This is a genomic window from Luteimonas sp. TWI382, assembly GCF_039674545.1.
In the GTDB taxonomy this organism is placed as follows: Bacteria; Pseudomonadota; Gammaproteobacteria; order Xanthomonadales; family Xanthomonadaceae; genus Luteimonas.
Genome location: NZ_JBDJNS010000009.1, coordinates 77626 through 97619 on the forward strand (window position 1 = coordinate 77626; position 19994 = coordinate 97619).

The window sequence follows — 19994 nt, forward strand, 5'->3', positions numbered from 1 at the left end:
GCATGACGCTGACGCTCGACGCTTACATCACCCTGTGCGATCCGCCGCCACTCGACGTGCCGCATGTGCATCACGCCCGCTGGGGGCGCAACGATCCGGCACTGGCCGCGCATCTGCAGACGCGCATCGCGAACGTCATGCACGTCGCGCGCGAGCAGATGACGGCGCAGCGCTATCACACGTTCCGTCATCTGCAGCGCACGCACTGGCACCATCGGGTGGAGATCACACACGATGCGCTGCCGGCGTTCCAGCAGTGGGCGGAGGCGGCGAACGCGATCTACGCGGACGCCGACGGCGATGTCCATGCGCCGAACGGCCAGCGTCTTGTCGGTCATGCCGGGGCCGATCCCGATGCCGAGGTGCCCTATCCCGCAGATGCGCGCCATCGCCGCGCACGCACCTTGGAGGCCCTGGCCGCGAGGTCGCTGCGCGTGCCGGCCTCGCTGCCGCCCGTCGTCGGCGAGGGTGAGGTCGTCCTGCGTAGCCCCGACGAAATGGCGGGCCGCATGCTGGCGCTGATGGCGGTGGCGATTCGCGGCGAAACCCTCAACGAAGGCGATCCGCTGCCGCTGGCCGACATCCGCGCTCGTCTGGCGGCCGGCTGGCCGGCGCTGTCGCCCAAGGAAGCGGCCTTCCTGCACGACGAGGCACCGACGCGCCAGCAGACCATCGATGCGGTGTGGCGTTACGAAGCACTCGCGGTCCTGCAGTGGGCGCTGGGGCTGTCGGAGGCGCTGCCGTTCCCGGACCGGATCTGCGATGTGCCCGAATGCGCGCAACGGGCGCTCGCCTGGGCCGACGGCACGCTGCCGGCACTGCCGACGCCACGCCCAGCCGCCGAGATCCTCGAGGCTCTCGATCTGCATCTGCGGCTGCACTGGCTGGTCCGCCAGGCGCAGCTCGACGCCCAGGCGCCGGCCGGCGGCCTCATCGGCGGCGTGGTGATCGAGCGCCATCACGCGCTCAACTGGCTGGTGCGGTTCGAGGTCGCCGACTGGGACGACGTCGACACGCCGACCTGAGCCGGGCTGCGGCGCACGGCCGCGCCGGACTCAGCGATACGGACCCGGGCCGCGCCAGACCGGCTCACCGCGGCGATAGACCTGCTGCATGTTGATCACCTCGCGCGCATCGCCGATTCCGGCCATCGCCGGGTCTTCCGGGTCGAGCAGGCGGCACGGCCCCGAGTCGCGCCGCAGCGCGGTCTCCAGCGGGCAGGCCATGAGCTTGCGGGTTCCCGGTAACGGCAGGAACACCTCGGTCATGCCCTGGTCGCGCCAGGCCTGCAGCCGGGTTTCGCTGCGCAGGTCGTAATAGACCTGGTAGCCGCCCACTTCCAGGCTGGGATGGTCGGCGTCCGAATCGCGGCCGCGCGTGCGTCCGGCGGTCGGGCTTCGGGTCATGCCGGCGTTCACTGGCGCGGTCTCGGTGGGCAGCATGCCCGGCGGCTGCCCCCAAGTGTGGTCGCGCCGCGGCGGCGATGGCGGACTGGCGGCTTGTGCCTGCGCAGGCGCGGGCGTCGGGGGCGGCACCGCCTGCGGTGGCGCGGGCTGCGGTGCCGGGCGCGGCGGGTCCATCGGGACGTCCGCAGGCGCCCGTCGCTCCGGCGGCAAGACCAGTTCCGCGCGTTCGACGCGCGTGGTCTGCAGGCGCGAGGCCGCTGGCGGCGGCGCGACCGGCGGACGCGTGGGCGGCGGCGGGCTGGGCGGCGCCTCAGCGGTCTGCGGTGGCGGGATGCCGATGAAGTCCACGACCATTCGGCTGCCGGACGAGGCCCCCTGCGGCGATGTCACCGGCACCGGCGTCGACGCCAGCAGAAGCAGCACCGCGAGCACGTGCACCAGCAGGCTGCCCAGCGCGGCGAGCCACGGCTGCAGACGTTCGAGACGGGGTTCGATTCGGGCGCCCGCGCGGCGCGGTGCAGTGCTCATGCCGCCTGTAAGGCGTCGGGGAAGCGGGCCTTCATGCGGGTGCCAGGAGGGACGACCGGGGAGTTCGGCATCCTAACGCGATGCGGCCCCGGATCGGCGCCGCGTACGGTCGCCATTACACGTCGAACGCTGCTGCGAACCGCAAAACGGCAGCGGCAGGGATCGTCTTGCGACGAGTATGCGAACGGCCCGGTGCAAGCGCACCGGGCCGTCGCCGCGATATCGCGCGTCAGTCGCGCAGTTCGGCCGGCACCTTGCCGCCGTTCTCGGCCAGCTTGCGCATCACCGCCTTGTGCAAGGCGATGTTCTGCTCGGCGCTGCCGTGCGCGCCGGCGTTGACGCCCAACTCGGTCGCCAGCTCCTTGCGGGCATCGAGGCTGGAGTCGAGGTCGAGCAGCTTCAGCAGGTCGACGATCGAATGCCGCCAGTCGGACTTGCCGCCCTTCTCCTGCGCGATGCCGGTCAGCACCGCTTCGACATCCACCGGCTCGGCGGCAGCCGCCACAGGCGCCGGATTGCGCGCAGGCGGCGACACCTTGGGATCGTTTTCGCTGCCGGTGAAGACGACGGCCTTGGGCTGCTTGGTCTCGGCCGGCGGTGCGGGGGGGGCCTTGCGGCCGAAAATGCGATCGGTAATCTTGGAGAACAGGCCCATGCGTGACGCTCCATCTGTCGGGAGCGGCGATTGTGCGATCGGGGTCGCAAAGATCGTATGAAAGCGGCCTGCCCCTCTACCGATCGCCCTGGCCCACGATGCCGGGCGCACCAGCCTCTGCGTGCATTGCGCTGCGTATCGGTCCTCCGGTCGCCGTTGACGCCCGGCACGGCAACACCGCGGACATCATGCGCGGCGACTCCGAAGGGTTCATTCCACATCTCGTCAACCGGCTCAACGGTCTGCTCGCCGATCGCGGCCCTATCGATGCCCTCCCTTACGTCGACGGGAGACGACGATGCGCCATCCCCGACAGCGGCCGCGGACTGACGCTCACGCCCAGTGGCGCGCTCGGGCTGCAGCGCGGATGTCGGAGACTCCCACTGCACGGCGCTTGCCCCGCACGCGGGAAGTCGAGCTCGGACGGACCATCGCTTGTGGAGCTCAGCACGGGACGGCGATCACGCCTCAGTACGGACTGGCGACCGGGCGCACGACGACTTCGCTGACATCGACATCCGCCGGCTGTTCCATCGCATAGACGATCGCGCGTGCGACCGCCTCGGGCGCGATCGTGATGCGACGGAAGTCGCGCATGCCCTCGGCCGCGCCCGCATGGGTGATGGTGTCGGCGAGTTCCGAGGTCGTGGTGCCCGGGCTGACCACGGTCACGCGCAGGCGGTCGGTCTCCTGGCGCAGGCCTTCCGACAGCGCCCACACCGCGTACTTGGTCGCGCAGTACACCGCCGATGTGGGAAACACGCGGTGGGCGCCGATCGAGGCGACGTTGACTACGTGCCCGAAGCCCTGCCGCTCCATCGCCGGCAACACCGCGGCAATACCGTGCAGGACGCCGCGCAGGTTCACATCGATCATCCGGTTCCATTCGTCGCGCTTGAGCGCCGACAGCGGCGAGAGCGGCATCACGCCGGCGTTGTTGACGATGGCGTCGATGCGGCCGTGCGCGGCGAGCGCGTGGTCGGCGAAGGCCTGCATGTCGTCGGGCGACACGACATCCAGCGCACGCGCCTGCGCGCGCCCGCCAGCCGCGACGATCTCGGCGACCAGGGCGTCGAGGCGGTCGGTCCGCCGCGCGCCGAGCACGACGGTCGCGCCGCGGGCCGCGAGCTCGCGCGCCGTGGCGGCGCCGATGCCGCTGCTGGCGCCGGTGATCAGGATGATGCGGTCGGTCAAGGTCTGCATGAGACGGTCTCCAGTGGGAGCGCCCACGGTAGGCGTCGCGCCAGGCGGCCGGAATCCCCTTGTCGCTGGACCTATTGGTTAGACTCGCTAACCAATGGAGCTCGATCTCAACCTGCTGCGCGTCTTTCTCGCCGTCGCCGAAGGCCCCAACTTCCGCGCCGCCGCCGACCGTCTCGGAGTGACGCGCTCAGCGGTCAGCCAGGGCATCCGCCGGCTCGAAGATGCGCTCGGCATCGCGCTGGTCCACCGCTCCACGCGCAGCGTGCGCCTGACCGACGCCGGCGAGCGCCTGCATCGCCAGGTCGCCACGCCGCTGGCCGCACTGGGCACCGCACTCGAGGAAGCCGTCGATGACGGCCCGCCGCGTGGCCTGTTGCGCGTCGCGGTCACCTCGATCGCCGAGCGCTTCCTGTCCGGGCCGCTGATCGCGACATTCGCCCGGGCCTATCCCGGCATCACGCTAGATGTGACTGTCACCGACGAGGTCTTCGACATCGTCGCTGCCGGCTTCGACGCCGGCGTGCGCCTGGGCGAGGTGATCGAGCAGGACATGGTCGCCGTGCCGCTGACCGGCCCGCAGCGCGAAGTCGCCGTCGCCGCGCCGGACTACCTCGCCCGCCACGGCGTGCCTGCGCACCCGCGCGAGCTCCTCGCCCACCGCTGCATCGGCTGGCGCGTGACGCCAGCCGTCGCGCCGCACCGCTGGGAGTTCGTCGAGGACGGCCGCCCGTTCGACGTGCAGGTCGCCCCGCAGATCACCACCAACGACATGCTGCTGATGATCCGCACCGCACTGGCCGGCGGCGGCATCACCTTCGGCATCGAGGACACCTTCGCGCCCTATCTCGCACGCGGCGAACTGGTGCCGCTGTTGCAGGCCTATCTCCCGCCATTTCCCGGCTTTTTCCTGTACTTCCCGAACCGCCGGCACCAGCCGCCGAAGCTGCGCGCGCTGATCGAGCATGTGCGAGCGTATCGGGAGAATGGCCGCTGACGACACCGGCATTGCGATCGCGGCGCCGTTGCCTTGGTATCGAATGCGGCCTAGGACTGAGCACCGTCGCAAGAAGGCCGCGGATGCCGTCGCCGCCCCGCCCGAAAAGTTTGATTACGCAGCGTCAGTCGGAGCGCGTTTCGAGGTAGCTGACAAGATCGGGCAAGGCACGTTGCACGGTTTCCCATACCACGCCCATGTCGATCTCGAAGTATCCGTGCGCGATGCGATTGCGCATCCCCTTCATACCCGCCCAGGGAATGCCGGGGTACCGTGCGATGCGCTCTGGGTACCGCTCGATCATCTTTGCCACAATCTCGCCGATGATCAGCAAGTTCATGGCAACCGCTTGTTGAGTGCGGGAGTCGTTGAGGAACTCCTCGCGTGTCATGCCTTCCACGTAACCGCAGGCTTGCTGCGCCGCCCCACGCATGTCATCGAGCCAACCCTCGAATCGGTCGGGGCTCACAGCGGCCGAGCTTCCCGCAACACGGTATCCCGGAACCGGGCCGGTAGATCGCCAGGCGTGCGCACGTCGACCGGGACACCGAGCAGTTCCTCTAAGGCAACCTGCAGCCCGCCGAGGTCGAACAGCGTGGTCTCGGGCGTAGGGTCTACCAGCAGATCGAGGTCGCTGCCGTCACGATCGGTGCCATGGATCACCGATCCATACACGCGCGGATTGGCGACGCGAAAGCGGCGCGCGGTGCCGCGCAAAGCGGTCAACTGGTGGCGGATGGCGTCGGAGGGTTTCATGGCCTTCTATCTCATCTGCGGACAATTTCTTGCGCTGGACCGGGTCCATAGTAACGGGTCGCTCGTCGCCATCTCGCAAAGCCACCGGAGCAGTGAGAATACTTCAGCCCTGCGTCACCGCACGGCTATCACGTTGATGAAGAGATAGCGTCAGGCGCGACCAGACTTGCCGAAGGCCGACGGCGTGCACAACGCCGAACACCAGACAGATCGCTGAGCTGACATACCAGAATGCAATGCTGTTGTCAGGGAATGTTTCCGTCAGAAAGAAAAATCCCAGGCCACGCAACAGATACACAAGGGTAATGGCCAACAGAACCCAGCGCAGCAAGGGCAGGCGGCCAATCAGCCCAGCACCTGAGGCCGCATACAGCGACCATATCGACAGGATCCCGGCAATGCTCAATGTCACGAGGGTCGGGTACCAATGCCCAGCCGCTGCCATCTGAGCCATGCCCTCGCCGGCACCGAGCAATCGGTATCCAGCAGGACCCACAGCAATGCAGATAAGATGCAGCAGCGCGGCGAGCGCGCTCAGGCCGGACGCGATGACCAGGCATTTATTGACTGGAGCAGACTGTCGGATCACGGGGTTGTCTAACATCTGATTTCGCCTTGCAGCGAATCGAGCCAGGCTGAAGCAGTGGTCACATGGTTGCAAGGCATTCACGACCGCCCGTTCCACATGCAGGTCGCGCCGCAGAGCACCGCCAACGACATGCTGCTGATGATCCGCGGTGGCCGGCGGCGGTCGCCCGAAACGACGACGGCAGGCCCGATGCCGGACCTGCCGCCGCGATGACGCGCTATCGATGGCTTAGAAGCGGAACTCGCCGCCCACGGTCACGTTCTCCACGTCGACCTCGATCCCCGAAAACTCGCCGCGATGGCGCGTGTAGTTCAGGCTCAGGCCCCAGCGGCGGTTGATGTCGTAGCCGAGCGTCGCGCCGTAGTACGGCTTGGTCGAACCCTCGTCGTCGACGACATCGAATGTGTCCTCGCGGATCTGCGCGACCATGCGCGCCACGCCCGCGCGCGCGCCAACGAAGAAGCCGGTGCCATCTGCGCCGAAGTTGTGCTTCAGCGCCACGCCCACACCAAACGTCACCAGATCGAAATCGGTGTCGTAGCCCAGGTCTTCGGTGTACAGCGTGCCCGCATGGCCTTCGACGGCGATGTTCGGCGTGAACCAATAGCCGCCGCCGAACAACGCCGAGGTGTCCGAGTCGCTTTCGCGCAGACCGCCATAGCGGGCCTCGGTGTCCGCGCTGCCGACCTCGGCGCGGATGAAGGCGCCGCTGGCGGCGGCGTGCGTCGAGGCGCCGGCCAACGCGATGGCGGCGGCAAGAATCAGGGTGTGCTTCATTCAGGTCCTTCCAGAAAGTGGATGCCCATCCGGGCGCGCGCACTGTGGGACCGGGCTACGGCGATGTCAATATTTCGTTAATTCGAGAGTGGGCTCGACTGACGCCCACCTTGACCCGCGCGCCGTATCAGCACCTCCAAGATCGCCAGCCTCAAGCCGCTGCGGTCACCCGCGGGTGCACGACCTAACCAGCATGCGGCCTGTGGTGCCTACGAATGGCGGCAATCCCGCCCGCGGACAGCAACGTCATGGCAAAAAAACGCAGCCGCCGCCACGGACACCTTGGCCCAGTGGAGGTGACGCTCTGTATCGCCGGGCGGCGCGTACGCGGCCCAGTAGTGAAACACGAACAGATTGGAGCACCACAGCGCGCCAGCAATGCTCCCAACGAGCACAAGCCAAAGGACGCCTTGGAGAACCCGAGATTCGAAAAATTGATGCGCCATCAAGCATGTCCCAACCACGTACCCGCAGTGGCCTGAGATACCTGCATGTTCCGAGCAATGCATCCATTCAGTCGAGACCTGAGGGAGCCCACAGTCGAAAGGAACTTCAGATCAGGCCCTATGGATGTGCAGCGCTATAAAGGCGAAGCGCTTCGTCCCTGTCACGTATCGAACGCATGAACACGCCTGGTTTTATCCCGACAAACCCGTCCCCTTGAAGCAGCAACAGGCGCACGGCGGTATCGCCCTCATGCGCATCCGCCACTTGTCCGAGACTGTAGTGCAAGTGGCTTGCAAGCGGCACGGACAGCACTTTGGGGACTGTCGCTGCGTTCGTGACGAGCACCTCGTCGACCGCAATCACAAGTCTGATGGTATTTGTCATCCCAGGACCAGTCCTCGCCGCTCGGTCCAGAACAGGCTGACCGTATTCGTCGATCATGTCGACGCCGGTGACGCGGCCAATCAAGATGTGATCAGCGCTCTGACTCATTTCTTCGAGCGTGGCCTCGAAGGGGAACCCTGCGAAACCCGTGGATGGAGCGAGCACAGCAAGGAAAATGATGAGTACGTATCTCATGCCTATCCTCGGGCGGGAATGAATCCAAAGCTGTAATCGATTGGACGAAGGCCGCGCAGCTCGTTCGAAGACGGCCACACTGCGCCTCGTCCGGCTGCCACTGTGCCAGCTGACCCCTCTGGTTGCCAGGACAGCAGGATCGATCCCTAAGCCCTCGGCAGGTTCACTTTTCCACTCGCTTCCATCAGGCTCGTCTCTGCCCGAACTCGATGCCGACCGCCTTGCCCACCGCGCCCAAATCGCTGCTGCTCGACGGTAGCCGGATCCACGACATCGCGTCGTTCTACGACGAGATCAACCGCGTCTTCATGGCGGAGGTCGACTGGACGCTCGGGCCGAGCCTGGATGCACTCGACGATATGCTCTATGGCGGATACGGCGCGCTCGACGGCGATGCGCCGGTCACGCTGGTGTGGACAGCGTTCGAGAAGAACCGGCAGGACCTGGGCGTGGAGACGACGCGCCGCTTCCTGCAGGCCAAGCTCGATCAGCCCGAGCGCTTCAACGTGGCGCATGTGCAGCGCCAGCTCGATGCGCTGGAGGCCGGCACCGGACAGACGTATTTCGAGATCGTGCTCGAGATTCTGGCCAGCCATCCGAACATCGAGCTGGTTGTGCGCTGACTTTGGCCCTGCCCACCGGGCACACCACTCGCCCGGCGGACGGGCCGCGCGATGCGCGCGCATGGCGCCGGTCCTGTTGCACCGGCGCCCTGCGCGCCGCGTCGGCCGTGGCTCAGTGCAGCGGCACGCGCAGCTGCGACGGCGCTTCGCGCGGCGAGGCGAACGTGAGTGCGCGCCCCGGCGCGGTGGCATCGGCATAGCGCAGGTCGAGTGTGTCCACGACCAGCACCAGCCTGCGACCCGCGGGGATCTTCGCGGCTGTGGCCTCCAACGCGATGTCCAGCGTCCGGGGCTGGCCGGGCACCGCGTCGCGCAGGCTGTAGGGCTTGTGCGTGAGCAGTTGGCCCATGCCCAGCGCGTCGACGCTGTACAGATAGGCGAACAGCGAAACCTCGCGGCGGTCGGGCACCACGGTGATCCGCAGTGTCGGCGCGCCAGCCAGGATGCGCCCGTTCGGGTAGACCGGCCCCGCCCAGACAGCGGCACCCAGCCGCGAGACCAGCGGCATCGAGGTGACCACGGGCACACCGAAGCCTTGCAACAGGCCGCCGATCAGCACCGGACCGGCCTCGGCGACGGTCGGCACGCCGGTGGCGATGCGGTGGTTCCAGCCGGTGGCGTCGCGTGCGGCCAGGGTGCCGGTCGCCTGCACTAGGCCGGACGGGCGGGTCAGTCCGTACGTCACCTGGTCCGCCTGGACGGCGTCCCAGTCCGCGTAGGCGAGCCATTGGCCGTCGAGCGTGGCAAGCCGCACCGCCGGCTCGGACGCATCCGGGTCCCGACCTTTGAGGTGACGGTCGAACCAGCGGGTGGTGGCCTCGTACACCGTGTTCGGCAGGCCCAACGCGCCCGGCAGTTCGGCGGTCGCATGGTCGCCCTGGCTGAGCAGCAACTGCCGGGGCCACGCAGCCGTTGGTAGAAGTCCACGGACTGATTGGGCGGGAACAGGCTGTCGTTGAACGCGTTGGCGATCAGCACGGCGGTGCCGTTGCGGTTGATCTCGTCGACCTCGTGCACCGCGCCGCGGCTGGCCGCTTGCGGCAGGAAGCCCTCGACCGCGCCGTCGTAGTCGCCGAGGGCGACCCGGGCGGTGATCGCCGCCAGCTCCTGACCGGGCCGGCCGGTCAACGCGCCCGCGCCCACCAGCAGGGCGACGCCCTGTCGGCTGACCGTGCGGTTCGCGTAGAGCGAGGCCTCCAGGTCGGCCCAGCCGCTCAGCGCCGCGACCGCGCGAATCCGCGGGTCGCGCGCCGCCGCCAGCAAACTGACGCCAGCGCCATACGAGATGCCGGACGCACCGATCGCGTCCGAGTTGGCCGGTGTATGCGTCAAGGCCCAGTCGATCACCGCGCTGACGTCCTCGACCGTCGGCGGTCCGGCGATATCGATCCGGCCGGCCGAATCCCAGAAGCCGCGCGAGGTGTAGCTCACCACCACGTAGCCATCATTCGCCAGTTGTGCGGCGCGGCCGACGTATTCCAGATTCGGGAGCGACCAGCTGGCCGGCATCACGATCAGCGGAAACGGGCCGGGGCCGTGCCCGCGCGGCACCAGCACCAGGGCGCCCAGCTGCGTGCCGTCCCAGCTGGGGATGCGTTCGTAGGTCTTGTTGAATCCCGCGGCCGAGGCAGCGGTGCAGACAGCCAGCAACACGCACAGCGCAAGCCAGCGGATCAGTGAGCGGCTCATGCAACGGTCCTCCAGTAGGCGCCGGACCGGCGGGTCCGACCGACATCCAAAGGCCCGCCGCGGGGGAGGTGAGCAACTCGACCATACCATCAAGTATGGAGATGTGGATCAGGATCGTCGGCGGCCTGTCGCGCACGGTCGGCGCCAGGGCGCCATCGCCCATGCCCGGGGCCGCACGCCCGTATCGGACGGCCGGGGTCGCCGAGCCGCTATCCTTGCGCGCTCGTTTGATCCGCACGGTCCGTCCAGGCCGTCCCGCTCCCCCGTACCGGCACGACCATGTCCCTGACCTCTTTCCTGCGCGCGCGCGACATCGAGTTCTCGCTGCGGCGCTACGGCATCGAGGCGCTCAACGCAATGACGCTGGGCCTGTTCGGCTCGCTGGTGATCGGGTTGATCCTCAAGACCGTCGGCGGCTGGACCGCACAGGCCTGGCTGATCGACGCCGGCACGATGGCGCAGCAGGCAATGGGGGCCGCGATCGGCGTGGCGGTGGCCTACGGATTGAAGGGCCCACCGATCGTGATCTTCGCCAGCGCCGCGACGGGCCTGCTGGGCGCCAAGCTCGGTGGGCCGGTCGGCTGCTTCGTCGCGGTCGCGGTGGGAACCGAGATCGGCAAGCTGGTCAGCCGCACCACGCCGATCGACATCATCGCAACGCCGGCCGCGGCCCTGGTCGCCGGCTTCGCCACCGCACACGCGCTGGCGCCGGTGATCGGCAACGTGCTGGCGGTGACCGGGCAGACCATCGAGTGGGCGATGACGCTGCAGCCGTTGCTGATGAGCGTGCTGATCGCGGTGACGATGGGGATGATCCTGACCGGCCCGACCTCGAGCGCGGCGCTGGCGATCTCGCTGGGCCTGGGTGGCCTGGCCGGCGGCGCGGCGACCGCAGGCTGCGCGGCGCAGATGGTCGGCTTCGCGGTCATGAGCTGGCGCGAGAACGGCACGTCCGGGCTACTCAGCCAGGGCCTGGGCACGAGCATGCTGCAACTGCCCAACATCGTGCGCAATCCGCGGATCTGGATCCCGCCGACGCTGGCCGGCGCGATCCTCGGCCCCGTCGCGACGCTGGGCTTCGGCATGCAGAACGTGCCGACGGGCTCGGGCATGGGCACCAGTGGCTTCGTCGGTCAGGTCGGCACACTGGCGGCGATGGGGAACGCACCGTCGGTGTGGCTGTCGATCGGCCTGTTGCATTTCCTGGCGCCCGCCCTGCTGACGCTGGCCATCGCCGCGCCGATGCGCCGCCGCGGCTGGATCCAGCCCGGCGACCTCAAGGTCGACGCAAAACTCTGACCGCACTATGCCGGGTCAGCGTGCGGGGGTCAGGGTCGCTTTTCCCGCAGTGATGTCGCAGCTTCTGTTTGGCTGAGGGAAAAGCGAGCCTGACCCCGGTCTTAAAGGCGACTCTGACCCCGGTTTTTAGGCCCAGAGTTGCTCGATGGTGTTCAGGGCCAAGCCCTGGGTCGGCGCGGTGGGGGCCTGAGAGATGCAGCCGCTGACGCCGAGCTCTTCGCGCATGCTCTCGACCGCCTGACGCGCGGCATCGACGGCGGCGGCGGCGTTCTGCGCGTCTTCGGCCGCAAGGGCTGCGGCCGCTTCGGTCACCTGGGTGGGGGTCTGGGAGGCGATGTCGGCCACGGACTGCGCCGCCTGCGCGGTCTGCGATGCCGCCGCTTCGGCGCGCGACAGGGCGGCCTCGGCGGTGCAGGCATCGCCCACCTTCGCAGCCTCCGCAGCGGCCTCGGCCGAGCTCACCGCCTCGGCCGAAGCCGGGCCCATCGATTCGACGGCGCTGGCGGCGGCATCGTTGGCCGCGGACTGCGCGGCATCGTTGGCGGCATCTGCTGCGCCAGAACCACCCGAAACGCCAGAAGCGCCATCGGTCATGTCGTTTCTCCTGATCGGAAAAGGGGCACCGCGTGCAAGCGCAGTGGATGGCGGACAACGTAATCGCGGCGGTTGCGGCCAGGATCTGGGGTTCGCCCTAGGGGCGCGCGCGCCGGTTCATTGTGGCGTCATCCATTCCCGACCGCGCCACGACGGCGCAGGCGTGGCCGAACAGCACTGTCCAGGCGCATCGCAGCGCGCGCGCCGGTTTGCGTGCGGCCAGCCCGCCCGGTAGGGTGGCGAGGTGGTCATCCACACCGTGTGTCGTCCGGTGTCGTTTCGTCTTCCGCCACGCCTCCCCCTTTTATTCGAATCTCAAGGAGATCCTCATGGAGATCGCCGCTGCACGCGTTGCCAGCATCCACTACACCCTGACCAACGATGCCGGGCAGGTGCTCGACAAGTCGCCCGCCGATCAGCCGCTGCGCTACTTCCACGGCGCCGGCAACATCATCCCCGGCCTGGAGAAGGCGTTGGCGGGCCGCAAGGTCGGCGACTCGCTGACCGTCGATGTGCCGCCGCAGGAGGCCTACGGCGAGCGCAACGACGCACTGGTGCAGGTGCTGCCGCGCGAAGCCTTCCAGGGCGTGGATACCGTCGAGCCGGGCATGCAGTTCCAGGCACAGGGCGGCCAGGGCGCGGTGCTGGTGACCGTGGTGGACGTGACCGACACGCAGGTGCGCATCGACGGCAACCATCCCCTGGCCGGCCAGACGCTGCACTTCGCCGTCGAAGTGGCCGAGGTCCGCGAGGCCACCGAGGACGAGAAGAACGTCGGCCGCGTGCAGGGCTGATACCGCGTTGTACCCCGGCCGCGCCGTCGTGGCGCGCGCCGGTCCGTCCGTCCCTCGGCCCGAGGAGATCTTCGCAATGACGTTGCTGCAATGGATCGGCCTTGGCCTGGCGATCGGCGTGGTCTACGCGGCCGTTCGCGCGGTGTGGGCGCGCTGGCGCGGGCGCTGAGCGCGTCCGCCGCGGTGCATTCGACGCGCGGTGGTGTCAGAGCCGCGCGATCCGGAACCGCCTTCCCTTGATCTTGCCTTCGCGCAGCCGCGCGAGCGCCTGTGCGGCCTGGCCGCGTGCGATCGCGACATAGCTGCGGGTCGCGAATACGTCGATCTTGCCGATCGCCTCCTTGTGCAGACCGGCCTCGCCGGTCAGCGCGCCGACGATGTCGCCGGGGCGCAGCTTGTCGCTGCGGCCGGCGTCGATGCGCAGCGTGGCCATCGCCGCGGGCGGCACGTTCGTCGCCTTGCCGGACAACGGCATCAGCGTCTCCCAGCGCATCGGCTGGCCCAGGTGCGCCTCGATCGCCGTCGTGCGCGGCAACTCCCGTGGCGTCACCAGGTTCAACGCCAACCCGGTGCGACCGGCGCGGCCGGTGCGGCCGATGCGGTGCACGTAGGTATCGGGGTCGTGCGGCAGTTCGAAGTTGACGACCGCTGCGAGGTCCTCGACATCGAGCCCGCGCGCGGCGACGTCGCTGGCGACCAGCACGGCGCAACTGCGGTTGGCGAACTGCAGCAGCACTTCGTCGCGGTCGCGCTGCTCCATGTCACCGTGCAGCGCAAGCGCCGCGAAGCCGTAATGTGCCAGCGAGCCGGCGACCTCGACCACGTCGGCGCGAGTGTTGCAGAACACCACCGCCGACTCGGGCCGATAGCGCAGCAGCAGGGCGGCCAACAGCGGCGCGCGGCGCGCGGGTTCGACCTCGAAGCAGCGTTGATCGATGGCCGGGGCCTCGGTGTCGCCGCCGATGCCGATGCTGACCGGATCGTGCAGCATCGCCGCACCCAGCGCGCGGATGTCGTCGGGAAACGTGGCCGAGAACAGCAGGCCCTGGCGGGTCTTGGGCGTGCGTCCGACGATGTCGCGGATCGGTTCTTCGAAGCCCATGTCGAGCATGCGGTCGGCTTCGTCGAGCACCAGCGTGCGTACATGCCGCAGGTGCAACGCCTTCTTCTTGGTCAGTTCCTGGATGCGTCCGGGGGTGCCGACGACGATATGCGGATCGTGGGTCAACGACGCGAGCTGCGGACCCAGCGGAATGCCGCCGCACAGCACCGAGACCTTGAGGTTCGGAATGCCGACCGCGAGCCGGCGCAGCTGGCGCGCGACCTGGTCGGCGAGCTCGCGCGTGGGGCACAGCACCAGCGCCTGCGTTTCCACGCGCGCCGGATCGAGCCGCTGCAGCAGGCCGAGCCCGAAGGCCGCGGTCTTGCCGCTGCCGGTGGGCGCCTGCGCGATGGTGTCGTGGCCGGCGAGGATGGCCGGCAACGCCTGCGCCTGGATCGGCGTCATCACCGTGTAGCCGAGGGCGGCGACGCCCTGCAGCAGGGCGGGCGACAGCGGGAGAGTGGAAAACGCGGTGGGCTCGGTCATGCGCACATGATCGCAGGCGCGGGCCGTGTGCGTGGCATCGGCGTCGCGGGCGAAGCGTCACGACAATGGCCGCACGCGGCTATGCACCCAATCCTGCCTGGTGCTTCAAGGCCACCCATGCTCAGGCGCATGCCGCTTGCGCTCGCGTTAGTGATACTTTAGTGTCACTCTCATGCGCACCGAACTCGTCACGACGCTCAAGCGCCAGGCCACCGAATTGCTGTCCGACATCGAACGGGACAGGCAGCCGATCCTCATCACGCAGCATGGTCTGCCCAGCGCCTATCTGGTGGATGTGGAGAGTTACGAGCGCATGCAGCAACGCATGTCGATTCTCGAAGGCATCGCACGTGGCGAACAGGCGATCGCCGAAGGCCGCGTTGCAAGCCAGGACCAGGCCAAGGCACGTCTGGCTCGATGGCTGAAGTAGTCTGGTCGGAGCCGGCGATCGCGGACCTGGACGCCATCGCCGACTACATCGCGATCGAAAACCCGCGGGCTGCGGCGGCGTTCGTGGCGAGCGTATTCGTCCACGTCGAGCGACTCGCCGATCATCCGGCCAGCGGTCGCCGCCCTCCCGAGTTGCCCGGCTCGCGCTACCGAGAGATCGTTGAACCGCCGTGCCGTGTCTTCTATCGGCACGAGGGCCCACGCGTGCTCATCGTCCACGTCATGCGTTTCGAGCGCCTGCTGCGCATCGAACGTCTCGGTGTTCGCGCACGCACGGCCGGGAATCGCCCCCGCGATTGCGATTGATCCGCCCGCTCAGGCGTACAGCGTGGTCTGCGCGCCGTCCTCGACGATCGCGTGCGGCACGAAGCGGGCGCTGTCGCGGGTGATCGGGCCGTCGTCCTCGCGGATGCCGATGCCGCAGGCGACATCGCCGACCACCCAACTGCCGACCAGCGGATAGCGGCCGTCGAACTGCGGCAGCGGGTGCAGCGCTTGGCGGATGCAGGGGCCGGCATAGGGGCCTTCGCTCTCGAGCCAGCGGCCGTCGGGCAGATGCATGGCGACGTTCGCGCCTTCGCGCGAATGCAGCGGCTTGCGCACCCAGCCGGCCGGCAGCGCGCCGCCGTCGTCGAACGCTGCGGCCAACAGGTTGGGATGGCCCGGGTGGCGCTCCCACAGCAGCGGCAGGATGCCCTTGTTGCTGAGCAGTGCCTTCCACGGCGGTTCGAGCAGGCGCAGGCCCGAGCCGGGCAGCGCGCGGCCGAAGTCCTCGGCGAATAGGTCTTCGAGCGGGTAGAGCTTGAACAGCGTGCCGATCACGGTGTCGTCGAGGTCGGTGAAGCGGCCGTCGTCCGACAGCCCGACATCCTCGATCGCGATCGGCGCGCCATGCAGGCCGGCCTGGGCGGCGCAATCGCGCAGATAGTCGACCGTGCCCTGGTCTTCCTCGGAATCGCGCGAGGCGGCGAACAGCAGCGGCGGCGGCAGGTGCATCGACAACACACCGAAGCGCTCGACCAGCGCCTCGTGGATCGAATTGAACTGGTCGGCCTCGGCCGGCAGACGGCCGGTCTCGCGCTGGTCCTCCAGCCACTGCCACTGGAAGAACGCGGCTTCGAACAGCGAGGTCGGGGTGTCGTAGTTGAGTTCGTAGAGCTTGGCCGGGCCCCGGCCGTCGTAGGCGAAGTCCAGACGCCCGTAGAGATGACCGTCGCGGCGGCGCCAACTTTCGGCGACCCAGTCGCGGAACGGCGCAGGAATCGCCAGGCGCTGCATCAGCGCATCGCTGCCGGCGATCTCATCGACCAGGTCGAGCGCCATCGCGTGCAGCTCGGCGCTCGGGTCCTCGAGGTCGTCCTCAATCTGGCGCAGGGTGAACGCGTAGTAGGCGCGTTCGTCCCAGTAGCGGGTGCCGTCGATGGTGTGGAAGCGGAAACCGCTTTCGGCAGCGCGTGCGCGCCAGTCGCCGCGCTCGACGATCGGAATCCGCCGCACGCTCAGCCGCCGCTGCTGCGACCGCGTCCCGAGGCGCCGAAGCCGCCGCGCTGCGCGGTCATCGCGCGATCCGGGGTGGCGGCGACCGGCGTCAGGCCGGCGCGGCCGGCAGCCGTCGCACCGGACGGCCGCAACCAGCCGTCGGTGTTGCTGCGCCAGGCCGGGGTGGCCTGCGGCCGACCGGGGGCGGCGCCGCGTGCCTGGCCCGCGGCGGGCTGCTGGGCGAGCCCGGCGCGGTTGCCGCTCATCATCTGCGACAGGAAGAAGCCCGCCATCATCGGTCCGATGAACGAGTGCCCGGCCGTCGTGCGCTGCTCCACGCAATCCTCGGCCGGATAGTCGCGCGCGCAGGCTTCGCGGCTGCCGTACTGCGGGGCCGCATCGGCGGCCTGCTGGCGGGCCTGCTCGAACGCGACGCGGCAGTTGGAGGCATCGCCGGTGGCTTCGGTGCAGCGCTCGACCGAGGTGAACAGGCCTTCCTGCATCTGCACCGGCTGCTCGCGCTGGCAGGCGGTGAACAGCAGGGGGGCGGCGCCCATCAGCAGCAGGGCCGTCGTCTTCGATCGCTTCATGCGCACGGGTCTCGTCGTGTGGGCGGGTTCCAGCCTGTCATGATGCCGCGTGCGCGCTGCACGGGCAAAGCGCCAGGCCCGCTGGTTCAGTCGAACAGCAGGCTGCGATGGGTCGCGGCGCCGGCATCGCGCCATCGCCGATCGCCAGCGCAACACTGTGCGCGGCGCGCGCAGCGTCGCCGCAGGCGAAGACGCCGGGCACCGAGGTGGCCTGCATCGCATCGGTGCGCACGAAGGCGCCCAGCGGCCCATCTTCGAAGGCACAGCCGAGCTGCTCGGCCAGCGGGCTGGCGACGTGGGTGCGGCTGGCGACGAACAGCCCGTCGCATGCGATCAGCCGGCCGTCGTCGAGCACGACATCCGCGTCTCCGGCCACCGCGGCGATCCGCGCCGGCTCGATCCGCACGCCACGCGCAGCAAGCGCGGCGCGCTGGGTATCGTCGGGCACGAAGCGCCCATCGAGAAAGAACGTCACCGCGCCCCAGTCGGGCAGCATCAGGGCATGGTGCATCGAGACCTCGCCGACGGCGATCACGCCGATGCGGCCGCGGTCGAGCTCGTAGCCGTGGCAGTACGGACAATGGAACACGCTGCGCCCCCAGCGTGCCTGCAGGCCGTCGATCGGCGGCAGGGTGTCGACCACGCCCGTTGCCAGCACCAGCCGGCGGGCCTGCACGCGCTGGCCGGCCTCGTCCTCGACCGCGAACAGGCCGATGCCGCCATCGGCGCGCACCGCGGTCGCCTGTCGCCAGGTGACATTCGGATAGGCCAGCACCTGGGCGCGGGCGTCGGCGGCGATCGCGTCCGGCGCGCGGCCGTCCTGGCCGATCAGCCCGTGCGAGGCGGACGCAAAGCGGTTGCGCCGCTGGCCGGCGTCGATGATGAGCACGCGCTGGCGCGCGCGGGCGAGCTGCATCGCAGCCGATAGGCCGGCATAGCTGCCGCCGACGACGACGGCATCGAAGGACGCGATGGGGTCAGGCATGGTCGGGGCGCTCGCAGGGGACGGTCGGGACATGCGGCATGCGCCGCGCGAACGAGGCGGCCAGTTCGGCCAAGGTCACCTCGCCCAGGCGCGCGATCAACAGCGCCTCGGCATCGCGAAAGGCGACGTCGAGCGCCTCGTTGACGGCCTGCTCGACCAGGCACGCGGGCTGCGCCAGCCGATGGCCCATCGCGAACACGGTCGGTTCGCCGACCGCGCGATAGATGTCGAGCAACGTCACCGTGCGCAGGTCGCAGCCCAGGGTCCAGCCGCCGCCCGGCCCCTTGGCCGAAGCGACGTAACCGCGCTCGCGCAGGCTGGCGAGCGTACGGCGGACCACCACGGGGTTCGTGCCCAGCGCGCGCGCCAGGGTCTCGGAGGTCAGCGGGCCGTCGTGCTGGGCCATGTGCAGCAAGACGTGCAGGACGGAGGACAGGCGGCTGTCAGGTTTCATGTAACTCAAAATATTACATTATGCCGAGGGCAGCAAGCCAAGGCTGGCGGCGCCGCCTAGACTGCGGCGTCCTGTCTTCGGAATGCCGCCGATGCGCAAGCTGTTGCTCGTTCTCCTGTTCGCCGCCGCACCCGCGCTCGCGCAGACCGTGCCGCCGCCGGCCCCCGAGGCGCATGCGCGCGCGGTCGCGGCGGGCTACAAGGCGCTGACGCTGTGCAGCGCGCATCTGGGTGGCGGCCGCACGCCTGCGCAAGTGGACGCGGTCGAACTGCGCGGCATCTATCCCGAATACCAGGCGCAGGTAGATGCGCTGACCGCCGTGGTCGACCGCGACGCGCAGACGGTCTCGGTCGCATTCGACCCGTCGCTGCCGCCGCGTATCGCCGCCTGGCGTCCGAACCTGGGCTGCGCGCAGTTGCCGATCGGGGCCGGCGCCGCCGCGGTGGCGACGCTGCCGCGCTTCGATGCCGCCGCACCGGAGCTCGACGCCCGGCCCTGGCCGCTGGGCGAGCGCGACGCGACTGCGCCACTGCGCGGCGACGACCGCGCGCTGTCGGCCGCACTCGACGGCGCACTGGGTGCCACCGCGTTCGGCGAGGGGCACGTCACCACCGCGGTCGTCGTGGTGCAGGGCGGGCGCATCGTCGCCGAGCGCTACCGCGACGGCTTCGGCCCGCACGTGCCGCAGCGCACGTGGTCGGTCGCCAAGAGCCTGGCCGGCGCGCTGGTCGGCGTCGCCGCAGCCCAGGGCACGCTTGATCCGGCGCGCCCGGCGCCGGTGCCCGAATGGCAACGCCCGGGCGACCCGCGCGCGGCGATCACCGTCGACCAGTTGCTGCGCATGGCCAGCGGCCTGCACAGCGACACCGCCGGCAATCGCACCGATGCGCTGTACTTCGGCGGCGCGACCGTGGCCGAGGCCGCGCCCGGATGGCCGCTGGCCGCGCCGCCGGGCGTGCGGTTCCGCTACGCCAACAACGACAGCGTGCTGGCGGTGCATGCGCTGCGCGCGGCCACCGGCGACGACGCACGGGCGCTGTCGCGTCCCTATACCGACCTGTTCTGGCCCACGGGCATGACGCGGACCTTCGCCGAGACCGACTGGCAGGGCGGCTACGTGCTGTCGAGCCAGGTCTGGTCGACCGCGCGCGACCTGGCCCGCTTCGGCCTATTGCTCAAGGACGACGGCGTGGCCGACGGACGTCGACTGCTGCCGGAAGGCTGGGTGCGGCAGGCGACGACGCCGTCCGGCCCGCAGCCCGAGGGCGAGTTCGGCTATGGCGCGACGCTGTGGCTGCTGCAGCGCTCGCCGGGCGTGCCGGCCGACACGTTCGCCGCGTTCGGCAACCGTGGGCAGTACATCCTGGTCGTGCCTTCGCGAGACCTCGTGCTGGTGCGCCGCGGCGAGGACCCGACCGGACAGCGCTTCGACATCGCCGCGTTCGCGGCGGCGGTACTGGCCGCGGTGGACTGAGCGAGTCGCCGCCCGCGTTGGGCGGAATTCGATCGCATCAT

Annotated in this window: 23 protein-coding genes and 1 pseudogene; 9 read left to right on the top strand and 15 right to left on the bottom strand. The window is 69.4% G+C overall.

Annotated elements, in window-relative coordinates:
- Positions 1-2: 2 nt before the first annotated feature.
- Complete coding sequence (locus ABE505_RS08090; RefSeq protein WP_346443610.1) at positions 3-1025, top strand: DUF4272 domain-containing protein; 1023 nt, start codon at positions 3-5, stop codon at positions 1023-1025.
- Positions 1026-1055: 30 nt separating this feature from the next.
- On the opposite strand, the gene ABE505_RS08095 is transcribed toward ABE505_RS08090, so the two are convergent.
- The 3 genes from ABE505_RS08095 to ABE505_RS08105 form a co-directional block, all read right to left on the bottom strand.
- Complete coding sequence (locus ABE505_RS08095; RefSeq protein WP_346443609.1) at positions 1056-1934, bottom strand: type II toxin-antitoxin system RelE/ParE family toxin; 879 nt, start codon at positions 1932-1934, stop codon at positions 1056-1058.
- Positions 1935-2163: 229 nt separating this feature from the next.
- Entirely contained in the window at positions 2164-2589 is a 426-nt protein-coding gene (locus ABE505_RS08100) for a DUF3597 domain-containing protein (RefSeq protein ID WP_346443608.1), read from the bottom strand.
- A gap of 468 nt (positions 2590-3057) precedes the next feature.
- Complete coding sequence (locus ABE505_RS08105; protein WP_346443606.1) at positions 3058-3792, bottom strand: SDR family oxidoreductase; 735 nt, start codon at positions 3790-3792, stop codon at positions 3058-3060.
- A gap of 94 nt (positions 3793-3886) precedes the next feature.
- On the opposite strand from ABE505_RS08105, the gene ABE505_RS08110 reads away from it, so the two are divergent.
- Positions 3887-4786, top strand: a complete 900-nt coding sequence (locus ABE505_RS08110) for a LysR family transcriptional regulator (protein ID WP_346443605.1) — start codon at positions 3887-3889, stop codon at positions 4784-4786.
- Positions 4787-4910: 124 nt separating this feature from the next.
- Here the strand turns inward: ABE505_RS08110 and ABE505_RS08115 are convergent, their stop codons facing one another.
- The 3 genes from ABE505_RS08115 to ABE505_RS08125 all read right to left on the bottom strand — a co-directional run bounded on the left by ABE505_RS08115 (position 4911) and on the right by ABE505_RS08125 (position 6146).
- Positions 4911-5255 (bottom strand): DUF86 domain-containing protein, encoded by a 345-nt coding sequence (locus ABE505_RS08115; protein WP_346443604.1) that lies wholly within the window; start codon positions 5253-5255, stop codon positions 4911-4913.
- Positions 5252-5542 carry a nucleotidyltransferase family protein gene (locus ABE505_RS08120; protein ID WP_346443603.1) on the bottom strand — a complete coding sequence of 97 codons (291 nt, stop codon included), beginning with the start codon at positions 5540-5542 and terminating at the stop codon, positions 5252-5254. The genes ABE505_RS08115 and ABE505_RS08120 overlap by 4 nt, the downstream gene beginning before the upstream one ends.
- Positions 5543-5645: 103 nt before the next feature.
- Positions 5646-6146 (bottom strand): hypothetical protein, encoded by a 501-nt coding sequence (locus tag ABE505_RS08125; protein WP_346443602.1) that lies wholly within the window; start codon positions 6144-6146, stop codon positions 5646-5648.
- Between the two features lie 39 nt (positions 6147-6185).
- On the opposite strand from ABE505_RS08125, the gene ABE505_RS08130 reads away from it, so the two are divergent.
- Positions 6186-6344 (top strand): hypothetical protein, encoded by a 159-nt coding sequence (locus ABE505_RS08130; protein WP_346443601.1) that lies wholly within the window; start codon positions 6186-6188, stop codon positions 6342-6344.
- A gap of 15 nt (positions 6345-6359) precedes the next feature.
- Here ABE505_RS08130 and ABE505_RS08135 read toward each other — a convergent pair whose 3' ends face one another.
- Complete coding sequence (locus ABE505_RS08135) at positions 6360-6908, bottom strand: outer membrane beta-barrel protein (RefSeq protein WP_346443600.1); 549 nt, start codon at positions 6906-6908, stop codon at positions 6360-6362.
- Between the two features lie 564 nt (positions 6909-7472).
- Positions 7473-7934, bottom strand: a complete 462-nt coding sequence (locus ABE505_RS08140) for a hypothetical protein (RefSeq protein ID WP_346443599.1) — start codon at positions 7932-7934, stop codon at positions 7473-7475.
- 221 nt (positions 7935-8155) lie between these two features.
- Between ABE505_RS08140 and ABE505_RS08145 the strand changes: the two genes are divergently transcribed.
- Positions 8156-8557: a barstar family protein gene (locus ABE505_RS08145; protein WP_346443598.1), complete on the top strand. Its 402-nt coding sequence runs from the start codon at positions 8156-8158 to the stop codon at positions 8555-8557.
- 112 nt (positions 8558-8669) lie between these two features.
- On the opposite strand, the pseudogene ABE505_RS08150 reads toward ABE505_RS08145, so the two are convergent.
- Positions 8670-10246, bottom strand: a pseudogene (locus tag ABE505_RS08150) (CocE/NonD family hydrolase).
- 279 nt (positions 10247-10525) lie between these two features.
- Here ABE505_RS08150 and ABE505_RS08155 point away from each other — a divergent pair.
- Positions 10526-11545: a PTS sugar transporter subunit IIC gene (locus ABE505_RS08155; RefSeq protein ID WP_346443597.1), complete on the top strand. Its 1020-nt coding sequence runs from the start codon at positions 10526-10528 to the stop codon at positions 11543-11545.
- A 126-nt stretch (positions 11546-11671) separates the two neighbouring features.
- On the opposite strand, the gene ABE505_RS08160 is transcribed toward ABE505_RS08155, so the two are convergent.
- Positions 11672-12139: a hypothetical protein gene (locus ABE505_RS08160; protein ID WP_346443596.1), complete on the bottom strand. Its 468-nt coding sequence runs from the start codon at positions 12137-12139 to the stop codon at positions 11672-11674.
- Positions 12140-12468: 329 nt separating this feature from the next.
- Here ABE505_RS08160 and ABE505_RS08165 point away from each other — a divergent pair, with 329 nt between their 5' ends.
- Entirely contained in the window at positions 12469-12933 is a 465-nt protein-coding gene (locus ABE505_RS08165; protein WP_346443594.1) for a peptidylprolyl isomerase, read from the top strand.
- Between the two features lie 205 nt (positions 12934-13138).
- On the opposite strand, the gene dbpA is transcribed toward ABE505_RS08165, so the two are convergent.
- Complete coding sequence (gene dbpA / locus ABE505_RS08170) at positions 13139-14521, bottom strand: ATP-dependent RNA helicase DbpA (RefSeq protein WP_346443593.1); 1383 nt, start codon at positions 14519-14521, stop codon at positions 13139-13141.
- A gap of 172 nt (positions 14522-14693) precedes the next feature.
- Here dbpA and ABE505_RS08175 point away from each other — a divergent pair, with 172 nt between their 5' ends.
- Positions 14694-14951 carry a type II toxin-antitoxin system Phd/YefM family antitoxin gene (locus ABE505_RS08175; protein ID WP_346443592.1) on the top strand — a complete coding sequence of 86 codons (258 nt, stop codon included), beginning with the start codon at positions 14694-14696 and terminating at the stop codon, positions 14949-14951.
- Positions 14939-15277 carry a type II toxin-antitoxin system RelE/ParE family toxin gene (locus ABE505_RS08180; RefSeq protein WP_346443590.1) on the top strand — a complete coding sequence of 113 codons (339 nt, stop codon included), beginning with the start codon at positions 14939-14941 and terminating at the stop codon, positions 15275-15277. Before ABE505_RS08175 ends, ABE505_RS08180 begins: the two co-directional genes overlap by 13 nt.
- A gap of 9 nt (positions 15278-15286) precedes the next feature.
- Here the strand turns inward: ABE505_RS08180 and ABE505_RS08185 are convergent, their stop codons facing one another.
- From ABE505_RS08185 to ABE505_RS08200, 4 genes are read right to left on the bottom strand one after another with little or no spacing between them, the layout of a single operon-like run.
- A complete protein-coding gene (locus ABE505_RS08185) occupies positions 15287-16468 on the bottom strand; it encodes a glutathionylspermidine synthase family protein (protein ID WP_346443589.1) in 1182 nt (393 codons plus the stop codon).
- A gap of 2 nt (positions 16469-16470) precedes the next feature.
- On the bottom strand, positions 16471-17040 hold the full coding sequence (locus ABE505_RS08190; protein ID WP_346443587.1) for a DUF1190 domain-containing protein: 570 nt from the start codon (positions 17038-17040) through the stop codon (positions 16471-16473).
- Between the two features lie 37 nt (positions 17041-17077).
- Entirely contained in the window at positions 17078-18025 is a 948-nt protein-coding gene (locus ABE505_RS08195; RefSeq protein ID WP_346443586.1) for an NAD(P)/FAD-dependent oxidoreductase, read from the bottom strand.
- On the bottom strand, positions 18018-18479 hold the full coding sequence (locus tag ABE505_RS08200; protein WP_346443584.1) for an Rrf2 family transcriptional regulator: 462 nt from the start codon (positions 18477-18479) through the stop codon (positions 18018-18020). Before ABE505_RS08200 ends, ABE505_RS08195 begins: the two co-directional genes overlap by 8 nt.
- A gap of 91 nt (positions 18480-18570) precedes the next feature.
- Here ABE505_RS08200 and ABE505_RS08205 point away from each other — a divergent pair, with 91 nt between their 5' ends.
- Positions 18571-19953 (top strand): serine hydrolase, encoded by a 1383-nt coding sequence (locus ABE505_RS08205; protein WP_346443583.1) that lies wholly within the window; start codon positions 18571-18573, stop codon positions 19951-19953.
- Positions 19954-19994 lie beyond the last annotated feature (41 nt).

Bases quoted from the DNA above. Each gene is read 5' to 3' on its own strand.
- ABE505_RS08190 (WP_346443587.1), bottom strand. From the start codon at position 17,040: ATGAAGCGATCGAAGACGACGGCCCTGCTGCTGATGGGCGCCGCCCCC.
- ABE505_RS08175 (WP_346443592.1), top strand. From the start codon at position 14,694: ATGCGCACCGAACTCGTCACGACGCTCAAGCGCCAGGCCACCGAATTG.
- ABE505_RS08090 (WP_346443610.1), top strand. From the start codon at position 3: ATGACGCTGACGCTCGACGCTTACATCACCCTGTGCGATCCGCCGCCA.
- ABE505_RS08100 (WP_346443608.1), bottom strand. From the start codon at position 2,589: ATGGGCCTGTTCTCCAAGATTACCGATCGCATTTTCGGCCGCAAGGCC.
- ABE505_RS08165 (WP_346443594.1), top strand. From the start codon at position 12,469: ATGGAGATCGCCGCTGCACGCGTTGCCAGCATCCACTACACCCTGACC.
- ABE505_RS08140 (WP_346443599.1), bottom strand. From the start codon at position 7,934: ATGAGATACGTACTCATCATTTTCCTTGCTGTGCTCGCTCCATCCACG.
- ABE505_RS08155 (WP_346443597.1), top strand. From the start codon at position 10,526: ATGTCCCTGACCTCTTTCCTGCGCGCGCGCGACATCGAGTTCTCGCTG.
- ABE505_RS08160 (WP_346443596.1), bottom strand. From the start codon at position 12,139: ATGACCGATGGCGCTTCTGGCGTTTCGGGTGGTTCTGGCGCAGCAGAT.
- ABE505_RS08120 (WP_346443603.1), bottom strand. From the start codon at position 5,542: ATGAAACCCTCCGACGCCATCCGCCACCAGTTGACCGCTTTGCGCGGC.
- ABE505_RS08205 (WP_346443583.1), top strand. From the start codon at position 18,571: ATGCGCAAGCTGTTGCTCGTTCTCCTGTTCGCCGCCGCACCCGCGCTC.
- ABE505_RS08125 (WP_346443602.1), bottom strand. From the start codon at position 6,146: ATGTTAGACAACCCCGTGATCCGACAGTCTGCTCCAGTCAATAAATGC.
- ABE505_RS08095 (WP_346443609.1), bottom strand. From the start codon at position 1,934: ATGAGCACTGCACCGCGCCGCGCGGGCGCCCGAATCGAACCCCGTCTC.
- dbpA (WP_346443593.1), bottom strand. From the start codon at position 14,521: ATGACCGAGCCCACCGCGTTTTCCACTCTCCCGCTGTCGCCCGCCCTG.
- ABE505_RS08135 (WP_346443600.1), bottom strand. From the start codon at position 6,908: ATGAAGCACACCCTGATTCTTGCCGCCGCCATCGCGTTGGCCGGCGCC.
- ABE505_RS08105 (WP_346443606.1), bottom strand. From the start codon at position 3,792: ATGCAGACCTTGACCGACCGCATCATCCTGATCACCGGCGCCAGCAGC.
- ABE505_RS08195 (WP_346443586.1), bottom strand. From the start codon at position 18,025: ATGCCTGACCCCATCGCGTCCTTCGATGCCGTCGTCGTCGGCGGCAGC.
- ABE505_RS08180 (WP_346443590.1), top strand. From the start codon at position 14,939: ATGGCTGAAGTAGTCTGGTCGGAGCCGGCGATCGCGGACCTGGACGCC.
- ABE505_RS08200 (WP_346443584.1), bottom strand. From the start codon at position 18,479: ATGAAACCTGACAGCCGCCTGTCCTCCGTCCTGCACGTCTTGCTGCAC.
- ABE505_RS08110 (WP_346443605.1), top strand. From the start codon at position 3,887: ATGGAGCTCGATCTCAACCTGCTGCGCGTCTTTCTCGCCGTCGCCGAA.